15 protein-coding genes are annotated in these 21808 nt (G+C 44.2%); 8 read left to right on the forward strand and 7 right to left on the reverse strand.

The genetic code is table 11. The annotated features are described in order from the left end of the window. Positions 1-127 precede the first annotated feature (127 nt). Entirely contained in the window at positions 128-2449 is a 2322-nt protein-coding gene (locus HCZ91_RS02140; protein WP_179797790.1) for a FepA family TonB-dependent siderophore receptor, read from the forward strand. Positions 2450-2612: 163 nt separating this feature from the next. After that, positions 2613-3947 carry a PepSY-associated TM helix domain-containing protein gene (locus HCZ91_RS02145; RefSeq protein ID WP_179797793.1) on the forward strand — a complete coding sequence of 445 codons (1335 nt, stop codon included), beginning with the start codon at positions 2613-2615 and terminating at the stop codon, positions 3945-3947. 433 nt (positions 3948-4380) lie between these two features. Here HCZ91_RS02145 and HCZ91_RS02150 read toward each other — a convergent pair whose 3' ends face one another. The 4 genes from HCZ91_RS02150 to HCZ91_RS02165 form a co-directional block, all read right to left on the reverse strand. Next, positions 4381-5151 carry an ATP-binding cassette domain-containing protein gene (locus HCZ91_RS02150; protein WP_179797794.1) on the reverse strand — a complete coding sequence of 257 codons (771 nt, stop codon included), beginning with the start codon at positions 5149-5151 and terminating at the stop codon, positions 4381-4383. Between the two features lie 76 nt (positions 5152-5227). Next, positions 5228-6313: an iron chelate uptake ABC transporter family permease subunit gene (locus HCZ91_RS02155; protein WP_179797796.1), complete on the reverse strand. Its 1086-nt coding sequence runs from the start codon at positions 6311-6313 to the stop codon at positions 5228-5230. Positions 6314-6409: 96 nt separating this feature from the next. Then, complete coding sequence (locus tag HCZ91_RS02160) at positions 6410-7348, reverse strand: iron chelate uptake ABC transporter family permease subunit (protein ID WP_257019951.1); 939 nt, start codon at positions 7346-7348, stop codon at positions 6410-6412. A gap of 229 nt (positions 7349-7577) precedes the next feature. Beyond that, positions 7578-8630, reverse strand: a complete 1053-nt coding sequence (locus HCZ91_RS02165) for an ABC transporter substrate-binding protein (RefSeq protein ID WP_179797802.1) — start codon at positions 8628-8630, stop codon at positions 7578-7580. A gap of 688 nt (positions 8631-9318) precedes the next feature. On the opposite strand from HCZ91_RS02165, the gene HCZ91_RS02170 reads away from it, so the two are divergent. From HCZ91_RS02170 to HCZ91_RS02180, 3 genes are all read left to right on the forward strand, one after another. Next, the gene (locus HCZ91_RS02170) at positions 9319-10278 is read left to right on the forward strand and encodes an energy transducer TonB (RefSeq protein WP_179797804.1); all 960 of its coding nucleotides are present in this window, start codon (positions 9319-9321) and stop codon (positions 10276-10278) included. Between the two features lie 108 nt (positions 10279-10386). Further along, a complete protein-coding gene (locus tag HCZ91_RS02175) occupies positions 10387-11073 on the forward strand; it encodes a MotA/TolQ/ExbB proton channel family protein (RefSeq protein WP_257019940.1) in 687 nt (228 codons plus the stop codon). Positions 11074-11123: 50 nt separating this feature from the next. After that, the gene (locus HCZ91_RS02180) at positions 11124-11525 is read left to right on the forward strand and encodes a biopolymer transporter ExbD (RefSeq protein WP_179797806.1); all 402 of its coding nucleotides are present in this window, start codon (positions 11124-11126) and stop codon (positions 11523-11525) included. Between the two features lie 241 nt (positions 11526-11766). Here HCZ91_RS02180 and HCZ91_RS02185 read toward each other — a convergent pair whose 3' ends face one another. Then, complete coding sequence (locus HCZ91_RS02185) at positions 11767-12306, reverse strand: DUF2799 domain-containing protein (RefSeq protein WP_257019941.1); 540 nt, start codon at positions 12304-12306, stop codon at positions 11767-11769. 350 nt (positions 12307-12656) lie between these two features. On the opposite strand from HCZ91_RS02185, the gene HCZ91_RS02190 reads away from it, so the two are divergent. Both HCZ91_RS02190 and topA read left to right on the forward strand, forming a co-directional pair. Further along, complete coding sequence (locus HCZ91_RS02190) at positions 12657-13253, forward strand: hypothetical protein (protein ID WP_179797808.1); 597 nt, start codon at positions 12657-12659, stop codon at positions 13251-13253. Positions 13254-13536: 283 nt separating this feature from the next. Then, positions 13537-16191 carry a type I DNA topoisomerase gene (topA, locus tag HCZ91_RS02195; protein ID WP_179797810.1) on the forward strand — a complete coding sequence of 885 codons (2655 nt, stop codon included), beginning with the start codon at positions 13537-13539 and terminating at the stop codon, positions 16189-16191. A 225-nt stretch (positions 16192-16416) separates the two neighbouring features. Here the strand turns inward: topA and HCZ91_RS02200 are convergent, their stop codons facing one another. Continuing rightward, complete coding sequence (locus HCZ91_RS02200) at positions 16417-16974, reverse strand: superoxide dismutase family protein (RefSeq protein ID WP_179797811.1); 558 nt, start codon at positions 16972-16974, stop codon at positions 16417-16419. Positions 16975-17334: 360 nt separating this feature from the next. Then, on the reverse strand, positions 17335-19938 hold the full coding sequence (gene lon, locus HCZ91_RS02205) for an endopeptidase La (protein WP_257019942.1): 2604 nt from the start codon (positions 19936-19938) through the stop codon (positions 17335-17337). Between the two features lie 434 nt (positions 19939-20372). Here lon and HCZ91_RS02210 point away from each other — a divergent pair, with 434 nt between their 5' ends. Next, on the forward strand, positions 20373-21734 hold the full coding sequence (locus tag HCZ91_RS02210) for a Na+/H+ antiporter NhaC family protein (RefSeq protein ID WP_179797813.1): 1362 nt from the start codon (positions 20373-20375) through the stop codon (positions 21732-21734). Positions 21735-21808 lie beyond the last annotated feature (74 nt).

A 21808-nucleotide genomic window follows, 5' to 3' on the forward strand; every position in this document is an offset into this window, starting at 1 on the left:
ACGTTTATTTATGTGTACTTGCACCGAGAATGCATCCGAAGCATTGCATAAAAAGTGGCTAAAACCATTCACTGACGATGAGATAAACAGGTATTAACGAAATTGTGCGCTTCAAGGAATATTACTTATGTCAAACCAATCAGGTTGCTCTGATTTCTCAGTCATCACTTCTCCAAAAAAACTTCAACGCGTCGTGACTGGTAAGCTTTTACTAAGTATCGCTGTGACTTCTATTCTTAGTAGTACCGCTTTTGCTGCCGAGGGTGATGAGGTAGCTGTGCAAGGGGCGACCGACCAAGAAGCTGTGCCTACAGCTACATTGGATACAATTGTGGTGCGGGCAGCAAGGGACGAGCTAGAACAAGCAGCAGGGCTGTCTATTATTAGTGAAGAAGCCATCGAAAAAGCATCAGTTTCTAATGATATTTCAGAGATTGTACGTAAGATGCCAGGTGTGAATTTGTCGGGTTCATCGACGTCAGGTCAACGTGGTAACCAGCGCCAAATCGATTTGCGTGGTATGGGGCCAAACAACACGCTTATCTTGATCGATGGTCGTCCTGTGACTTCTCGTAATTCCTCACGACCTAGTCGTGGGAGTGAGCAAGACACGCGTGGTGACTCGCAGTGGGTACCACCAGGCGCTATCGAAAGCATCGAAGTATTGCGTGGTCCAGCAGCAGCCCGTTATGGCTCTGGTAGTATGGGCGGTGTGGTAAATATCATTACTAAGAGTCCGACTGAGCCAGAGTTTTCTATCAGTGGTCACTATGAGGCACCAGAGAGCGATCTAGAAGGCAGTAGCTGGCGTACCAATATCAATATGGCAGGTGCATTGACGGATAAACTGTCCTCGCGTACCACTCTTGGTTATCACGATAGTGAAGGCGATGATCCTTATATCAATGCCAAAGATGCACAGATTGTTGACGGGCGCAGTGGTCCGGCTGCCTCGGTAGCGGCAGGTACTGAAGGTGTCGAAAATATCGATGTGCGCCAATTGTTTGAATACGCGATGGATGCGATGAATACGGTCGGTTTTGAAGTGAATTATAGCCGTCAAGAAAACCGCTGGGCGGGTGATTCATTGTTCCAAACCGTGAACCAAAATTTGTTAGATGAGTTAGAAGGTGAAACAACGAGCAAAATGCAACGCTATGGCGCGGCGATCACACATCGCGGTGAGTATGATGACGCTAGTAGTAACAGTTTCATTGAGTATACTCGGACAGTTAATGAGCGTTTGGGTGAAGGTAGTGCGGGTGGTGGCGAAGGACAGATTGTCATACCTGACGATGGCGAAGATTTTGAGTGGACAGAGGCGACTTACGATACGCTAAATGCCAAATCAGAATGGGATATTTACTTTGATCGTCATACCTTGACTGCTGGTGCAGAGTTTCGCGGCGAAAAGCTAGATAACCCCGTGGTATCTGATTTGGCATTTGCAGATGGTTTTGATTTTGGTGATGTAGAGACCGATCCTGAACAGCGTGATCCAACTTCAGATGCTTATCTTATTGGTGTATATCTAGAAGATAACTACGAGATCACACCTGACTGGTATGTGACTCCAGGTCTACGCTTCGACTATCATAGCGAGGCTGGTAGTAATTGGTCGCCTAGTATCAATACTACTTGGCATTTTAGTCCTGATTGGTCAGTGAAAGGCGGCGTCAGTCGTGCGTTTAAAGCCCCATCGTTATATCAGCTTGATCCAAACTATATTTACTATACTGGTGGCAATGGTTGTCCATCTTGGGTACCTCTTGATGAAAGAGGTTGCCACGTATTAGGGAACCCTGACCTAGAAAATGAGACATCTTGGAATAAAGAGATCACCTTTACTTATGATGATGGTACTGGACTGAATGCAGGCTTGACTTATTACCATAATGCCTATGATAACCGCATTGGCGCTGGTACGGATCGTGTGGCGGTAGATACAGCGACAAATCGTTCTATCTTTCAATGGGACAATCAAGGTGAAGCAATTGTCGAAGGTTTAGAAGGTTTTGTACAAGTACCAGTCACTGACAAGGTTTCGTGGTCTACCAATATCACCAGTAACATCCGCTCAGAGCGAAAAGACAATGGCGAGCCATTATCACTCATTCCTAAGTTCACTGTGAACACGGGTGTGGATTGGGATATTACGCCTCGCTGGAATGCCGACTTTGATGTGAGCTACTACGGCACGATTGAAGCCCCTACGATTTCAGTTACGACTGGAGAAGATAGTGGTGACCCGTTGCTTGATCGCGAACCGTATGCCATTGCCAACGTGAGCACTCGCTATGATTTGACAAAAGCGATTACTGTTGGAGCTGGTATCAAAAACTTGTTTGATGAGGGTGTTTATCGTGAGGGTACCGCTACGAACGCAGGTGCACGTACGTTCAATGAACCTGGTCGTACTTATGTGTTCGACGTTAGCGTTGATTTTTAGGAGGTAGACACAGGGTTTGTTAAGTTAGAAAAAGGTCTGAGCTATTTGCTTAGACCTTTTGCGTTGTTAGGGCAGGTTTTCATTTTTAAAATAAGCCCATGCCCCCGTAAATATTTTTAATAATTCAATAACTTACTATCACAATATAACAGCAGATTTATTTATGTCATTTAATTTTCGCTATAGCTGTCTTTGGATTCACCGTTATACTGGGCTTGCCATGGCAGCTTTTTTAATTATCACTGGTATTACTGGCACATTATTGGCATTTCATGACGAGCTAGATGATATCTTCAACCATAAACTGGCTCAGGTTGAGAAGCAGAACGCATCACATCTGCCTATTGCTGAGCTTCATGATAAGGTCATCAGTGCGTACCCTCAATATAACTTTTCTAGCATGCCAACTTCGATAGCAGCAGAGAGATCAGCCGTATTTTCGGTAGATAGAGCACGAGGAAAAGCCGCCCAAAACCAGCCAAAAGCACCGTTTCAACAAGTTTATGTCCATCCTTATACTGGCGATATCATTGGTACTCGTGATAGAAATGAGTGGGCATGGCACAACACCATGTGGAAAGTGTTTTGGTTACATCGCGATTTATTACTGGGTGATATTGGAAAATTGCTACTAGGGGTTGTCGCGCTCGTGTGGACGATTAATTGCTTTATTGGCTTTTACTTAACGTTTCCTAGAGCGATCAAAAAGAAAAAAGCACAGAATAAAACCTCGCCTAAAAAACGTGCCTCCTTTTTTAAACGTTGGTTACCAGCGTGGAAAATCCGTACTAAAAGTAATATGTTCAAATTGAATTATGATCTACACCATGCTTTTGGATTATGGCTTTGGGGGATCTTATTTGTCATCGCGTGGTCTAGTGTTGGTTTTAACCTAAGAGAGGTCTATCAACCTGTGATGCACGCTGTCGTAGGGCTTGAAGGAAGAGGTGAGAGACAGGAGAACTCAAGAAAACCATCAGAAAAAACGGAGCAGGTGCCTGGTGCAGAAACAGGGACTAGGGTTGAGGCTGTAAACAATGAGGTTGTCGCTGTCGAGGCTGTTGATGTGGTCAACAAAGCCAATAGCATTGCTTATTTAAGTGAGCAAGCAAACATCGCTGCCCAAAGCAAGGGTATGCTAGTGCGAGAGTTTTTAGGCATACGTTGGATTGAGGACGAGGGTCAATGGCAGTTGCGCTTTAAGACAGATAAGGATATTGGTAAAAAAGGCGGTGCATCATCCATCACGGTCAATGCAAGGACTGGTAGCATCGAGCGTGTAAATTTTGGCTATCAAAGTTCATCATTTGGCAGCAAAGCCGATCAATGGCTATCGACCTTACATATGGGGCATATCAGTCAAGGTATTGGCCATTTGCTGTATCAAATATTTTTAGCATTGATAGGTTTGGCTGTGACAGTGTTGTCTATTACTGGTGTTTATCTATGGTGGAAAGGGCGTCAAAGTCGATTGAAGGCGTTGCAAAAGGGTAGGTAATATTGCCAGATTTCTAAGGTAGGCTTTTAATTCGGTAAATAGCTATGTACTGCATTAAAGGCATGCCCTAGTTATCACTTGAATTGCAAAAATATTGTGTATGCTATCAAGACAGTAAAAATAAAGGAAGAAAATCTCTCACCTAGCATCACCCATCTATGCCATGTATTATTTTCATCGTAGTTCTTTATGTAGTCTACTGAAGAGATGTTTTGAGTAAAATCCATAGGAATAACCACCAATCTTAAAGCATATAAAGTGATTCCTAACCAAAAAAAGGTATTTGATATCTCCTTATTTAAAGCATTAAAAATGAATAAGCAAAAGCTAATTACTAAAATGAGTAGAGATAAGTTCTTGTAGTTTATCCATCGACTGTTTAATAGCATTTTGTGCATCTATTCTCCTTTTTGTTATTAGCAAAATACTTTACTTAAACCGTATCCACAATCACAGGACGACCCTGATGATTGAGCACAGTGACGTCGACATTGTATAAATCTTTCATTGTCTCTTGAGTAATAACATCAGCAGGGCGACCAACAGCCATCACTTCTCCTGCTTTCATCGTAACTACTGTATCTGCAAACTGTGCCGCTTGGTTGATATCATGCAGGACGATCACCACGGTTTTTTGCTGATTGTGGCTAAGCTGACGTAGCTCACGCATCAGCCGACCAGCATGATACATGTCTAGGTTATTTAGTGGCTCATCGAGCAATAGATAGGGTGTATCTTGGCAGACAATCATAGCGATCAGCACGCGCTGTCGCTGTCCACCCGATAGCGTTGACAAGAAACGCTCGGCAAGTGGCTCCAGCTCAAAGCGCTCGAGGATTTCTTGCACTTTTTGCTGATCGTCAGCGGTCGGTTGTCCTTGATGATAAGGGTAACGCCCAAACATCAGTAGCTCATGTACGCGCAGACGTCCTTGCACATGATTGTCCTGCCCAAGCATAGCGACAGTTTTGGCCAGTGTGCGCGCCTGACAGCTGACAATGTCACGTTCCTCATTATCTACAGCGAAGCTCACCTGCCCAGATTGTAGCGGCTGCAAGCGAGCCATGACAGAAAACAACGTAGACTTCCCAGCGCCATTAGGCCCAATCAAAGCAATCACCTGCGCCGTTGGTAGGGACAACGTAATGTCATGCAAGATTTTTTGTTTGCCAATATGGTGAGAGATATTATTCAGTTTAATCATAGTCAGTCTTATTTAAAAAGTCTTAGGGTTTTCTCTATCAACAGAATCAGCTAAATAAACAATGTCGGCTAAGTAATCATAAAGAACGACGTTGAGACATAAATATCAATGCTAAGAACATCAATCCACCTGCTAGCTCTATCACGACGGACAACACGCCTGCCATATCTAGCACTTGCTCAAAGATAGTCTGACCCAGTACTAAGCAAATCATAGCGACCAAGCTGACCAATATCAGCCGCTCAGTGTGATACATATGTCGCGCGATACGATTGGTCAATGCGCAAACCAATAGACCAAAGAAAGTCACTGGACCGACCAGGGCGGTGGCCGTGGCAACCAGTACAGCGATGACAGTTAATAGACCAAATGCTAGACGCTGATAGTTGATACCAAGGTTGACGGCCTGTGCTTGTCCGAGCATCAACACATCGCATTGATAACGCCAGCGCCATACAAATATCGCGGTGATGGCACAGATAAATAAGCTGATGCCCAGCAGCTGAGGGTTGACCGTATTGAACTGCGCATAGCTAGCAGACTGTACGACCACAAAATCATCAGGGTTTATTAGCCGTGCAATGAGTGCTGATAAGCTGCGAAATAACACGCCAAAGATAACGCCCACCAGTATCAAGCGCGTCAGATCCTGACTGCTTTTAGAAAATAATAGCTTAAACAATAATAAAGATGCCCCAAACATCAGGACAATCTCTAGCGTGAACTTGGCAATAGGATCGAGACTGGTAAAGCTAATCGCACCTAAAAAGAAAACCAGTAAGCTCTGCAACAGAACATAGAGTGAATCAAATCCGAGTAGGGAGGGCGTTAGAATTGGATTGTGAGTCAACGTCTGAAACAGTAACGTCGACACGCCAATCGCATAGCCAACCACCATTAGTGCCAGCAGTTTCTTGCCGCGTAATGGTAGTGCAAAGTCCCAATAGCCATTGACATTGAGTGTCATAAACAAGGTCATCGAGATAAGTAGAATAATAGCTGCTATGGATTTTGGATGCGCAGCTATCCATGCCCAAAGCTTTGCCAAATGACCTTGTGCAGCGGCTGAATACTGACCGTCTGCTGAAAATGAGTTATCTATCGCTGTGCTAGTGTTGGTAGCATCAGTCTTGGTGGAAGTAAGCTTAGTTGATGAGAACATACAAAAATCCTATGGTGCCAAGCTTATCTAATAAGGCAAAAAATGAACGACGGTAAGTGAGTGTTGAAAACTAATACACAGTTAGTGAACATAGTGCTACTGCTCAGCTGGCGCACGTAATAACAGCCATAAAAACAGCACCGTACCAACCACACCAAAGATAGTAGCGACCGGCACTTCAAATGGATAGCGAATAGAGCGCCCGATAATATCGCATAGCAACACCGCTGAAGCACCAAGTAGGGCAACTGCTGGCAAGCTACGACGTAACTTATCTCCCATTAGACGGCTCACAATGTTTGGCACGACCAGCCCAATAAAAGGAATCATGCCTACAGTCACGACCACGACAGCGCTCATCATGGCTACCATACCTACGCCAATCCAAGTGACCTGACGCTTACTAATACCTAAGTTTAAGGCGATATTGTCACCCAAACCAACGATGGTCAGCTTGTCAGCAATAATATAAGCCAATACGCACAGCGCGCCCGTGAGCCACAACAGCTCATAGCGCCCTGCCAATACGCCCGAAAAATCCCCAAACTGCCAAACACTGAGCATCTGTAGCGATTCGGTTTGATAGGCGATAAAGGTAGTGACTGCTTCAATAATGCCGCCGAAAACAATGCCAATCAGTGGAATCATCAAAAAATCAGTGGGCGGAATGCGGTGAATGAGCAGCATAAATAGCATCATGCCAAAAACGGCAGCTATGGTTGCCACGCCCATTTTGACAATAAGCGCACTGGCAGGGAACAGCAGACTGACCACTAGCAAACCAAGTGCAGCACTCTGAGTTGCACCAACCATAGATGGCTCTACAAAGCGGTTTTTTAGCACTACTTGGATAATCATCCCAGCCACTGCCATCGCAATACCAGTCAAAATAATGGCGATGGTACGCGGTATACGGCTAACCAATAGCAATGAGCTATCGGAGTTGGTACTCTGAGTCAGCAAACTCTGCAAGATGCCTGACCACGAAAAGTCAGCCACACCAATAGATAAGCTTAATAACACCAAAAGCCCCATAAGAATGAGGCTTGCTATATTGATGAACCATGGTGGTATGACAGTACGTCGATGTAACGCATTGCCAGTACCGCTCTGCCAGCTTGACGCTGATGGAGCAGTACTGGATTTGAGCCTAGCATGAGTACGGGGTGAAAATAACGACATAATCTCTACTGGCTTAAAAATGAGCAGGGTTAACGGTAATAATTACCTACTTGTACAACAATCGTTTTTATCACTAACGACATTATTTAGCGTTAGTAAAAGCATCTTTAATCGTCGTTAGATCCTGCATCCACTGGTAGTAACCGCCAAATGCTAAGTAAGAATCTGGGCTAAGATAAACCACTTGCTGCTTGCTCCATGCATTGCTCTGGGCAACCAGTGGATTGTCCAATACGGCCTTGGCACCAATACCATCTTCACCAATTGCGGCACTACGGTCGATGACAAATAACCAATCAGGATTGGCTTTTTGGATATATTCAAATGATATCGGCTGACCATGAGGCGCATCGGCAATTTTGTCATCTGCCATTGGTACACCTAACACAGTGTGGATAAAGCCATAGCGAGACTTGTCACCATAGGCTGACATTTTATTGCCATTGACCATGACGACTAGGCCAGTACCTTTATTTTCTTTTGTTAGACTCTTGGTCTCAGTGATGAGTCCATCGATGTTCTGTTGTAACTTTGCGGCTTGATCGCTTTTACCGAACAATGCACCTAGATCATGCAGGCGCTGCTTGCTTGACTCATAGATATTGGCTGTATCAATACTCATGTCCAATGTCGGCGCGATACTTGATAGCTCGTCGTATTTTTCTGCCATGCGTGAACCGACCAAAATAGTTTGTGGCTGCATTGCATTCAACGCTTCAAGATCCGGCTCAAACACAGTACCTACCGATTTTGGATCAGGCTGTGTTTCTGAATGTAGATTCTTTAGTAATAGACCACCAGGCATACCATCGACCGCCACATCTAGTGCAGCCAAATCTTGCATCAATGTCATGTCATAAACGACAAGTGGCGATGGGTTCATAGCCAGCTCAACATCACCTTTTACGGTATTAACCATGATTTTTTCAGCAGATACAGCGTCGTTATTAGCAACGTTCTGTGATTCATTAGCCGTTGGGTTTTCGGTTTTGGCGTCTGCTGGCTCAGAGTCATTAGATTCAGGCGAGCTACATCCTGCCACTACGGTAGCTAACAATGCTGTCATGGCAGCAGTCAGTAATGGACGTTTGAAAGAAGAGGCGGTAGATCTGCTAGATAATAAGGGTGTCGGCATAATGAACTCGGTCTATAAAAAAATGTTTAAGCAATTGTCTAAAATAATTGCAAATGAATGACGCTAAAAATATTAAGTCTGAAAGATGCTGAGATAAAAGCATAAAATAAATAGTCTACTTAGGGCGTGTCCTCAATTCAAACGAGTATCCTCTAAATGGGCTAAAAACAGCTAAATTTTGCCAAACATCGTCAAATAGTTGGTCAATATCTCGATATTATCTGCACTATTTTCCTCGTTTGACGGCAATTTATCTCATTTTTATCACCATTTTTAAAATGAGGACACGCTCTAGTACCACTCACTAATTTTTTATACGAATAGTTTTTATAAAAATAGTATGGATAGACAGTACAGCGGTTATAATAAAGTAGTTGAGACTCATTATCAATATAAATGATAATGGTTTTTATTAACAGCACTTGTTATATTAAACGCAACGTATCATTTGATGTAAAGATAAGATTCATAGTAGTGAAGTAGTGAAGTAGTGAAGTAGTGAAGTAGTGAAGTAGTGAAGTAGTGAATGTTCATAGAAATGAGCGTTCTGAGAGGTAAAACTACTAAGCAATGCCATGTGTCAGAGATGTATTAAATAGCGAAAATATTGTAAATTATTATTGATAATAATTATCGTTTGCATTATTATCTACGCCATTCTACTCTGAGTAATAAACATTAGGCTTTTATGAGTTCAACGGATTTAGACGCGCCACCACTTAAGTCGTTATTGCTAGCTATTGTTGCAGTACTAGGACTCCATGTGCTTGCCGCAATTGCACTAGTGGCAATAAAAACGCCTGAACTCAAACCTGAGCCAAAAAAAGAGATGTCACCACTTGAGATAAAGTTTGTGTCATTACCGGCAAAAACGGTCTCAACTGAAGTAGAAAAACAAACAGTCACAGCCAAAAAAGAAGTACAGCCTGAGGTGCAAGTTCAGCCAGCGCCGCAACCTGAACCAAAGCCTAAAGAGTCGGTTAAACAACCAACAGAGACACCTGTAAAACCAAAAGAGCCTGTTGTAAAAAATACAGAGCCGAAAGTGACGCCTGTGATAGCGTCAGAAAAGCCTCGTCCTGATACCAGTCAAAAAGTAGCCCCAAAAGAGCCGCTACCGAAACCAAAGGTTGATAACTCAGCAGCTGAAGCACAACGTCAAGCAGCTGCCCAAGCTGAATCAGAGCGTCAAGCCAGAAAAGCTGAGCAAGAAGCGCAAGCTAGGGCAGAACAAGAAGCCAAAAGAGTCGCTGATGTCAGAGCTGCCGCTCAAGCGAAGGCTGCCGCAGAGGCCGCCGCTGCACAAGCAAGAGCTGAGGCAGAAGCAGCAGCTGCTTTAGCACAGAGTAATGAGCCTGTGAGCTTTACTGCTAGCTCAGCCAACTGGGCATCTGCGCCAAACTTTAGTTTTCCTGAGCGCGCTGCCCGTAGAGCTCGTTCTGGTGATACGCTCAACGTTGTCTTGGTATTACGAGTCAACAAACAAGGCGGCATCGATAACGTGCGAGTTGCTCAATCATCAGGTAATCCGCTACTAGACAAAGAAGCCCGACGTCAAGTTCGATCTGGCAAGTTCAAACCCTTTACTAAGAATGGCGTACCCGTGGTAGGTGATGTAACTCTACCGATCAGTTACGCGGTTCCTTGATAGCTCATACTTTATAACAACGTATTTATTAATCATTTTTCATTATAAAACTAAACATGATATTTACCTCAGTATCATGTAATGGCATTACACATTAAGGAGTCTGACATGGACTTTATGCAATACTGGCAGATCAGCGACATGGTGACAAAAACGTTGTTCTTTTTGTTGCTTGCGTTATCTATTCTCTCTTGGGTGACAGGTATCGTCCGCGTATTGCAAAGCCGTAAGCTGGCGACCAATGTAGCAGATGATTTGAGTCAGCAATTACAAGCCAAACAGTCTGACTTGGCTGGTACTGATGCTGCCACTCGCCGCTTGGTGACTGAGCAGACTTTGCTCAAGCATATCGGTCGCTATCGCTTTGCTAGTGAGCGCGGTCTGCCGATTCTTGGTACGACGGCAGCGATTGCACCGTTCATCGGCTTGTTTGGTACGGTATGGGGTATTTTCCATGCCTTGCACAATATCGGTATGAGTGGTCAGGCAGGATTGGGGCAGGTTGCAGGGCCAGTCGGTGAAGCATTGATTATGACAGGTCTTGGTATTGCGGTAGCGATTCCAGCCGTGGTGTTTTACAACCTTGCGGTACGTATCAATCGCCGTGTGATGTACCAAGCCAATGATAGAGCACATGATCTGTTGTCCGGGTCTGCTGAGCCTGTGCCATCGTCTACCAGCCCGAATGCGGGCGCAACATCGGTGCAGGCGGTTAAAGGCAATCGCTCAAATGCTATTGATGCAGCAGTAGACACACAGCAAACGCGCCACTACAGCAGCTCTGTGGCAGAATAAAAAAGCAACTCTTGGCGGCATGACAATAAACACAAGTATTGAGAATAATTATGGCATTTCAACTGGGTGATGATGACGTTCAAGGTATGAATGAGATGAACCTCATTCCGCTGATCGATATCATGCTGGTATTGATGATTATATTTTTATTGACAGCGACCGTGCTGAATCCGACGGTGCCTTTAGATTTGCCAGAGACTAGTGCCGCGCTCAATGAAACGCCGCCAGAAGCGATTCAAGTCAGTATTGATAAAGATGCGGGGATATTCTGGGATAGTGATCCAATCAGTATGGAAGAGTTGGAGACACGCTTGCAGCAACAAGGCGCGACTGGTAAGAACCCAGCGGTACAGTTACGTGCGGATAAAGAAGGCAAGTACGATACGGTTGCTCAAGTCTTAGCAGCGGCAAGTAACGCTGGACTGACCAAAATCGCGTTTGTGAATGAGTAGCTTAGTAGCTAAATACTGAATAACTTAAGCACTGAATAGTTTAAGCACTGAATAGTTTAAGCACTGTGAGTCAGTGCTAGTAGCTTTGGCTTTAGATGAGAAAACTGGCTAGATAAATCAATAGCCCAACCAGCAAGACAATTAGCACCACTATAATAAAAACAATTAAAATAATAAAATTTTCTCCAACCTCATTAACTACTTAAACCTCAAATTAAGTCGTTAGTGAGGTTTTCTTTTTTTACCAGCCATAGCCAAACGGACGATAGCCGTAACCGAAGCCTGCATGTCTGTAGCCAAATGGGTAAGGTGAGCGTAAGTAGTCGAGATCGCGCTGACGGATATAGTAGTAGCGCCCTTGAGAGTAAGCTTCTTCTAACTTCTCAATACCTTCTAACGGACAAACAGGTTGCCAGTCATAGCCTTCGCGACCGAGCTTATAAGCGCTCAGCTCGGTACAGTAGTTTTTGAGACCTTTTTGACGGCCTTGCTCCCATTGGATACGGTTAGGGCTAGCACCGCCTATACTGGCGCAGCTATTGGTATAGTGACCGAAGTAGGCACCTGAACGTCCTTGCGAGCCATCAGCGTAGCCGACTTCTTGCCAGTTGCTGCTTTGACACTGCTGCGGGGTTAGGCTCTGAGTCGTGGCACAGCCTGATAATGTCAGTACGACCGCGCCAAGTAGCGATAGGCTCATGCCTGTTTTGCTCATGACTTTACTCATCAGCTTGCGAGCGTGATAAGCGCCCGATGAGTTTGACTCAATAAGATAATTCATAATAAACCTGCGCGCGTTTAAAATTATGGTTTATCATAGCACTTTTTTGCGCTGACCACTTTTCGTATCTGGTTTTTATAGCGTACTGTACTCGGTAAGTTTATATACGCTAAATAGCTGATTTAATAGCGTAACTTGCTAAATTGTCATATGCTTTAAAAGCACCTGTTGCACCTCGATTGGACGACAACGCTTGATTTTTAATGGTTCGTGCTCATTATAAGCCCTTATATATCGTTGTTTATTATCGTGCTAACCGCAAATCTATATGTATAAATAACGGTTCATTAGCGATATTTCACTCTATATCTCTTAGTATCTTTTTCATTTAGTCAAAAGGCCAGACCATCATGGGAACATTGATTGGCGTTATCATTGTACTATTCGTATTAGGGAGTATGATGGCGCTCAAACCGAACGGTATCGATCAGCGTTTGGATAAGCTGCGTATGACCGCGCGTCGTTTACAGCTCAATCCAAAACTCGTTTCGTGCCCTGATTGGATCAAAGGCCGTGACAATGAGTATGGCCGCGGTATGCTTGGACAGTACTGCCTGATATTTGAAGACACTAAACTGCCGCATACCCGTTATCAAGTGATTGATGGACAGTGGCGACCAGACAGCAGTTTTGTCGATACCAGTACAGACGATAAGACGCTTACTATTCCCAGTGCGATTCGTTCTAGTCAAATCAGCAATAATCCGACGGTCAAAAAGACTGATTTTAGCTTGGATCAAGTGCCGTTAGAGCTGCCAGTAAGTATCGAGCCGTTTGTTAAAGGTCTATTGACCAAGGCAAATAGCATTATTATTTATTGGGAAGATATTGCTTATGTACGTCCAGCATCTAATCCTACGTATCATCAAAAACGGATCGAAGCGGACTTATTAGTGCTCAAAGAAAACCTTGAGAAGTGGGCGCTACAGATGCAAAAACAAGCATAAACCTAGTAAAGCGTTTTTTCGTCTCCATTAAAGGGCAATATGCAAGCGGTTTGTCATATTCAAATTATTTAAAGTTGACAGTTTAACGCTTAGCAGTGTAACGTCTTTATAACTATATCTTTATTTTATGGTTATTATTTGTTTTATAACCTTTTTTATCAGCAGCGATTATTACTATAAATAGCTGAACCATGGTCAAACCATGAGTATTAGCTTCCATAAATTGCCGTGCTGCTGAATTTAACCTTACTTTTAATTTACTTATATTATGGTGTCGTCAAACATGGCAAAAACCACAACCAAAAAAAGTCCAGCACCAGCTGCGGACAGCCCAAAGGGTAAGTCTTTGGTGATTGTAGAATCGCCAGCCAAGGCAAAAACGATTAATAAATACCTTGGTGATGACTTTATCGTACGCTCAAGTATCGGTCACGTCCGTGATTTGCCGGTCAGTGCGAGCAAAAGCGCAAAAAAAGCAACAACCGCTAAAAAAGATGACAGTCTGACCAAAGAAGAAAAAGCGCAGCAAGCACTGGTACGCCGCATGGGCGTAGATCCAGAGCATGACTGGGCGGCAGTCTATGAAGTATTACCCAACAAAACCAAAGTCATCAAAGAGCTTAAAGCATTAGCCAAAGACGCTGACAAAATCTATCTAGCAACGGATATGGATAGAGAAGGGGAAGCGATTGCTTGGCATCTAAAAGAAGTCATCGGTGGCCCGGATAGCAAGTATCAACGTGTGGTCTTTAACGAGATTACCAAGTCAGCTATTCAAAGTGCATTTAAGCAGCCTTCGAAATTAGACATTGACCGCGTGAACGCGCAGCAAGCTCGTCGGTTCTTGGACCGTGTTGTTGGCTTTATGGTATCGCCATTATTGTGGCAAAAGATTGCTCGCGGACTGTCTGCAGGCCGTGTACAGTCAGTCGCTATGCGCTTGGTCGTTGAGCGTGAGCATGAGATTCGCGCGTTCATTCCAGAAGAGTACTGGCAGATTCATGCTGATACGCACATTGCTAATGGAAAAAAAGACGCTGAGCAAATCGGTATACGCTTAGAGGCGACCAAACAAGGCGGCAAAACCCTAAAGCTTGGTAATAAAGAGCAGACCGATAAAGTTCTAGAAGTGCTCAAGGCAAGCGATTTTATCGTTAAAGAGCGTGAAGAAAAACCAACACAATCACGTCCAAGCGCACCATTTATTACTTCGACCTTGCAACAGGCTGCTAGTACGCGCTTAGGTTTCTCTGTTAAGAAAACCATGATTTTGGCGCAGCGTCTATACGAAGCGGGTCATATTACTTATATGCGTACTGATTCGACGTTCTTATCAGGCGACGCGCTTGCAGCTGTCCGTGGTCATATCGAAGACAGCTATGGCGCAAAATACGTGCCAGAAAAACCAAACTTCTATGGTAACAAGCAAGGCGCACAAGAGGCGCATGAAGCGATTCGTCCTTCTAATGTCAATATGAAGTCAACGCAGCTCAAAGGTGTTGAGCGTGATGCAATACGTCTATACGAGCTAATCTGGCGTCAATTTGTAGCGTGTCAGATGTTACCTGCCAAATATTTATCAGTGAACCTGTTTGTAGGCGCAGATGATATCGAGCTAAAAGCCCGTGGCCGTACCATGGTGTTTGATGGCTACACAAGAGTTATGCCACCGGCCAAGACTGACGACACTTTACTGCCTGATGTCAAAAAAGGCGATAAGTTAAATCTAGATAAGCTGGATCCAAGTCAGCACTTTACTAAGCCTGCGCCTCGCTATACTGAAGCCAGTCTAGTAAAAGAGCTTGAGAAGAAAGGCATTGGTCGCCCATCGACGTATGCATCCATTATCTCAACCATTCAAGATCGTGGTTATGTGAAGTTAGAGAACAAGCGTTTATTTGCTGAAAAGATGGGTGATATCGTTACGGATAGATTGACAGCTAGCTTCCCAGACTTAATGGATTATACCTTTACTGCTGCGCTTGAAGACAAACTCGATCATGTGGCAGAAGGTGAGCAAGACTGGAAAGATGTGCTTGATAATTTCTATGGCGAGTTCAAAACCACTCTAGAGCGTGCCAAAGAAAAAGATGGTATGCGTCCAAACGATCCAACTGACGTGCCAGATGTCCATTGTGATATCTGTGATCGTCCGATGCAATTGCGTACAGGGTCAACAGGTGTATTCTTAGGCTGTACTGGCTACAATCTACCGCCAAAAGAGCGTTGTAAAGGCACCAAAAATCTAATGCCAGTCGAAGCATTCGCCAATCTAGATGATGCGGAAGGTGATGACGAAGCGGCAGAAGTTAAAGATTTGATGGAGAAAAAACGCTGTCCGAAATGTGGCACGGCGATGAATGGTTACATCGTAGATGGTGGCCTCAAACTACACATTTGCGGTAACAACCCTGATTGCGATGGTTATATCCTAGAAGAAGGCAAATTTGAAGTACCGGGCTCAGATGCACCAACCATTGACTGTAACAAGTGCGATGGGCAGATGGAGCTTAAAACGGGACGCTTTGGTCCGTACTTTGCTTGTCAAAACTGCGATAATACGCGCAAGGTACTAAAAACAGGTGAAGCTGCGCCGCCACGTATGGATCCAATCCATCTGCCAGAGCTAAAGTCGACCAAGCATGACGATTATTTCATTTTGCGTGAAGGGGCGGCTGGGATGTTCTTGGCAGCGTCTAAGTTCCCGAAAGTGCGCGAGACACGTCCGCCAAAGCTGGCTGAGCTACGAGAAATCAAAGATAAAATGGAAGACAAGTTCCAGTATCTGTTTGCAGGGCCAGATGAAGATCCTGAAGGTAACCCAACCATCTTGCGCTGGTCACGTAAGAAAAAAGAGCAGTATATTGGCTCTGAAAAAAACGGCAAGGCCACACGTTGGGGTGTTTACTGGCGTAAAGGTGAATGGGTAGAGGAGTAACTATTGTTAAATCCAATATAGTGCTTTTATAGCGTCAGACTCATCTAATGTACTACAGGTACAATTTGCATTGGTCTTTCTTGTATTGGCTTAAACAAACATAATAGTTACTTCCAATAAAAAACCCTCTTATAATTTAAGAGGGTTTTTTTTGTACTTATAATATTTCTTTTAAGCTATTTTTACGTCTATAGACTTAGCCTAAGTTCATAGGTTTGGACAGTATTAGTTTTTTACGATGATACCGCAACCAATACGATCGCCTGCATTACCTGAAGGCTGACTGGTATAGTCGTCAACGCCAGCATGTACGATAAAGGCCAAACGATTTACGCTATATTTACCTGCTTCAGTCGCTGCGATTTTCTTATTCACATAGTTAATAGTAGCAACACCATCTTCATTAGCAGTTAAGTTTGGCAAGTCACCAGCATGGCCATTCATATCATCTGGATTAGAGTGTGGCTTGTTGTCTGGGTTGAAGTGACCGCCTGCTGCTTTACCCATAACGTCACAGCTACCCGTTTCATGGATATGTAATGAGACAGTTCTGCCTGGCTGTAAGTTAGTGAGTTTACCGTAAACTTGGACGCCGCCATCGACTGGACGTAAGAAAACTTGGCCAACTTCTTTCTTCTCACCATCTACTGTTTGTATGGTTGATTTTAGCGTTGGCTGTGCTAAAGGATTGCCTGTTTGCATTTGGCTTTCTACGGTTTGGCAACCAGTCATTGCTAACGCTGAACCGCATAATAGGGTACTTGCAAGTAAGGTCTTATTCATTGTTATCTCCAATTGTTTGAGTTGTTATTTTTAATCTTCATTAAAGCCACGAATATATTTCGTTATTGTTCTATAAAAATCGGCGTCAATATTCGTTAACATCGGAGTCAGTATAGCCAAGCTAACTCTATAGTTATTCATCAAATGCGCAACAATCAGTTAATAAATGTAAGTATCGTATGGATTTGAAAAACGAAGTAGCATAAATAATTTTGAAATTAAATGGCTTTAAATGTGTGAGAACCTTATTAAGAAGGCTACGAACTGCAAGCAAATGAATAACAAACAGGCATAAAAAAGCCGCTCACCATAGTGATGAGCGGCTTCCTAATCTATAGAACTGGCTTAATAAAGGTTCAATTAATTGTGCAGTGCTTTACCAGAGGTTTTATCAACAGTCACTTTGGCAGGCTTAATTGGTGTTGGCATACTGACCAAAGCAACCTTTAAGATTTCTTCAATCGTCGCGACTGGCTGAATGGTTAAGCCTTCTTTCACGTTATCAGGAATATCAGCCAAATCTCGCTCATTAGTCGCTGGGATCAAGACATGCTTGATACCACCGCGATGTGCCGCCAGCAACTTCTCTTTGAGACCGCCGATACGTAGGATTTTACCGCGTAAGGTAATCTCACCTGTCATCGCAATATCTGGACGAATAGCAATACCTGTCAACGCAGAGACTAGCGCTGTCGTCAGTGCACCACCAGCAGATGGGCCGTCTTTTGGCGTGGCGCCTTCTGGCATATGCACATGGACGTCTGTTGTTTTAAACGTTTCGTAGTCGATACCTAAGCTATCACCGCGAGCACGAACCACGCTCATGGCTGCGCGAATTGACTCTTTCATCACATCGCCTAGTGAACCGGTAAAGCTAAGCTCGCCTTTACCTTTCATGCCGACCGCTTCGATGGTCAATAGCTCACCGCCGACCTGAGTCCATGCAAGACCAGTAATACGACCAATCTCAGGCTCTTCTTCAGCCAGACCGTAGTCATACTGATGCACACCTAGATAGTCATCGATGTTTTTGTCATCGACTGTCACTAGCTGACGTTCTGCTTTTTTCGGAGCGCGAGCACCATGAGTTTCAACCGAACCGCGAACCACTTTACGGCAGATTTTATTCACTTCACGCTCAAGGTTACGCACACCTGCTTCACGAGTATAACTACGCACGATGCTGTGCAATGCCGCTTCAACAATCTCAATTTCACCTTCTTTAAGACCATTTTGCTTAATTGCTTTTGGCACTAGGTATTTCTGTGCGATATTGACCTTTTCTTCTTCGGTATAACCTGGAAGACGAATAACTTCCATACGGTCAAGCAGCGCAGGCGGAATATCCATGCTGTTGGCGGTACAGATAAACATCACTTGCGACAAATCTAAGTCCATATCTAAATAATGGTCGTTAAATGTATCGTTCTGTGAGGGATCCAATACTTCAAGCAATGCTGACGCTGGATCACCGCGGAAGTCTTGCGCCATCTTATCGATTTCATCCAATAAGAATAGTGGGTTTTTGACTTCTACTTTTGCAAGTGACTGAACGATTTTACCTGGCATTGCACCGATATAAGTACGGCGATGACCACGAATCTCGGCTTCATCACGTACGCCGCCAAGCGCCATACGTACAAACTTGCGACCCGTGGCACGGGCGATAGATTCGCCTAATGAAGTTTTACCAACACCTGGAGGACCGACGAGACATAGAATTGGACCACGAAGTTTCTTCACGCGTGATTGCACGGCGAGGTACTCTAAGATGCGGTCTTTTACATCTTGCAAACCATAATGGTCTTCGTCTAATACTGTTTTGGCTTTGTCTAGATTGATAGATACTTTGGTCGTCGCATTCCACGGCGTGTCCAAAATCCATTCAATATAGTTGCGCACCACTGACGATTCGCTTGATGCAGGTGGCATCATTTTGAGCTTTTTGAATTCTTGTTCCGCTTTCTTGCGCACATCTTCTGGCAAGTCAGCATCTTCTAAACGCTGCTCTAGCTCAGCCACATCATCTTCACCGTCGAACGCGCCATCATTCATATCTGACAGTTCATTTTTGATGGCTTTCATCTTCTCATTTAAGAAGTATTCGCGCTGATTGTCTTCCATTTGCTGACGGACAGCATCTTGGATATCTTGTTCGATGTTTTGCTCAGCACTTTGCTTGACTAGATATTCAGTCAAAGTATTGATATGCGTTTTGATATCGTCTTCTTCTAGGAAAGACTGCTTGATATCAAGATCCATCGACACACGAGTTGAGATGAAATAAACCAACTCAAGCAAGTCGTCAATACGTTTGGCCACACGAGTCAGCTCACGTGCATTACGAAGTCGCGCATCTGCATAGCTTTCGAATAATGTAGTTAATGCTTGAATGGTGTTTTTCTGTTGACTCTCATCCATGCTGACGTCAAGATCGGCACGCTCAAATCTCGCCATCAATAAATCATCATGGCCTTCTATATTATCGACACGAGCGCGGTATTGACCTTCGATCAATACTTTAATGCAGTTCTCATCGCTATCGTGTGGCATAGTGCTGACGATGCGACACACCGTACCGTACTGATACAAGTTATCTTGATCAATATCTTCGGTCAGTGAGTCTTTTTGCGCGACTACCAGTACTTTGTTGCCATACTCAGCCTGTGCCAACTCGACCGCTTTCACCGATGGCGCACGTCCCACAAACAATGCAATTTGCATATGTGGATAGACGACGACGTCGCGTAATGCCAGCAGTGGCAGATAGCTTTCATCTTCATCGTCTTTGACAACGTTGGATGAGGCATTTAACGCATCCGTAGATGAGCTTTCTGTCTCATTATTCGCGTCAGCACTGATGTTAGCGTCAGTGTCAGTATTTGCATCAGACGTCGTGTCAGTGTTCAGGGCAGATGATACATCGATGTCGATGTTGTCTTTATCAATATTATGTTCACTCATATGTTTTTCCTCGTTCCCCAGACTTGTAAAGTCAAGTTCGTGGTTCATGTTTAGATAAATGGTGCTCAGGAAAAAAATTGCAAGGCTGATTGGTGAAGTCGTCTGCTTATCTTTGTTAAATAGTTATCTGAGCGTCCAGTTATTAATGCAATTAATGTGGATAACGATGTGTCGTCAATAGTGTGACTGGTCTATGAGTGATAAAGACAGTCAGAAATTATAGAAGAGGGTTTGGATGTATAGGTAGCATTTGGCTGTCTGTATTGATGGCTAATCGGTTCTATGCGTAGGCTTTATACCCAAAATAAGGTAAACTGGCGCGCGTCTAAAACAGGCTCTCATATTGAGACGTTTTAGACAACAGGGCGATATTCATTAGTTTCAATATTCATAGGTCTCATTAAGACTAAAGTATAAAGAACAAGGGGCAACACATGGCCATCAATGCAGTATTGCTAGCAGTTATTATCATGCTAGGACTGTCACTTTCGCGAGTGCACGTGGTGCTCAGTTTATTAATCGGCGCGCTGGCAGGTGGACTGCTGGCAGGGCTTGGTATTACCGATACGTTAAATGCCTTCCAAGAAGGTATCCGTAATGGCGCACAGATTGCGCTGTCTTATGCCTTGCTAGGGGCGTTTGCCGTGGCGATCGCGCACTCGGGATTGCCGCAGTCATTGGCAGGGGCGGTGATTAGACGCATTGATGCCGCGGGCACGAGTGGCATGATTAAATATATGCTGTTTGCAGGCCTCATTACCATGAGCTGCTTTAGCCAAAACTTAATCCCTATTCATATTGCCTTTATTCCGCTACTGGTACCGCCACTACTGTTAGCATTCAATCGCATGCAGATTGATAGACGCCTAATTGCTTGTCTGATTACGTTTGGACTGGTCACCACCTATATGTTTATTCCTTATGGTTTTGGTGATATTTATCTGAATCAGATTATGCTAAAAAACGTGGGTGAAGCGGGTATTGATGTTGCCAATATCTCTGTGGTGCAAGCCATGGCAATTCCTGCGTTGGGTATGCTAATTGGTTTGCTGGTTGCTGTATTTATCAGCTACCGTAAGCCACGTGCGTATCAGCAGATTGCGTTAGATCAGCAAGCGCATGATGCAGTAGTAGAAGGTGATGCATTAAGCAAAACGGCTGCTGGCGCACAGTCGCAAAGCAAGCTAAAGACGCTGGTTGCACTGGCTGCTATCGTGACTGCTTTTGTGGTGCAGTTATATACTGATTCGCTACTACTTGGCTCAATGTTTGGCTTTGGTGTGTTTATGGCGACTGGCGTGGTGAAGTGGCGTGATGCTGACGGCGTCTTTAATGACGGTATTAAGCTGATGGCGATGATTGGCTTTATTATGATTACCGCGCAAGGCTTCGCTGAAGTGATGAAAGCCACTGAGCAAATTCAGCCATTGGTCGATGGGGCAGCGTCACTGTTCGCTGGTAACAAAGCGATGGCGGCATTTATTATGCTACTAATCGGTTTGATTGTGACCATGGGCATTGGTTCTTCATTTTCGACCATTCCTATTTTGGCTGCGATTTATGTGCCGCTGTGTATCTCTTTAGGGTTTTCGCCGTTGGCTACTGTGGCGATTATCGGTACGGCTGGCGCGCTGGGTGATGCGGGTTCGCCTGCGTCAGATTCGACATTGGGGCCAACCTCTGGTCTAAACATCGATGGACAGCATGACCATATCAAAGATAGTGTGATACCGACTTTCTTACACTACAACATTCCGCTACTCGCATTTGGTTGGATTGCAGCGATGGTGTTATAAGTGATTTGGTCAGCCCTTTAACTCAATCCAAGTATCTAACAAAAAAGACGCTTATCGGTAAGCGTCTTTTTTTT

Origin of the sequence: Psychrobacter sp. BI730 (assembly GCF_013414195.1) — a bacterium.
In the GTDB taxonomy this organism is placed as follows: domain Bacteria; phylum Pseudomonadota; class Gammaproteobacteria; order Pseudomonadales; family Moraxellaceae; genus Psychrobacter.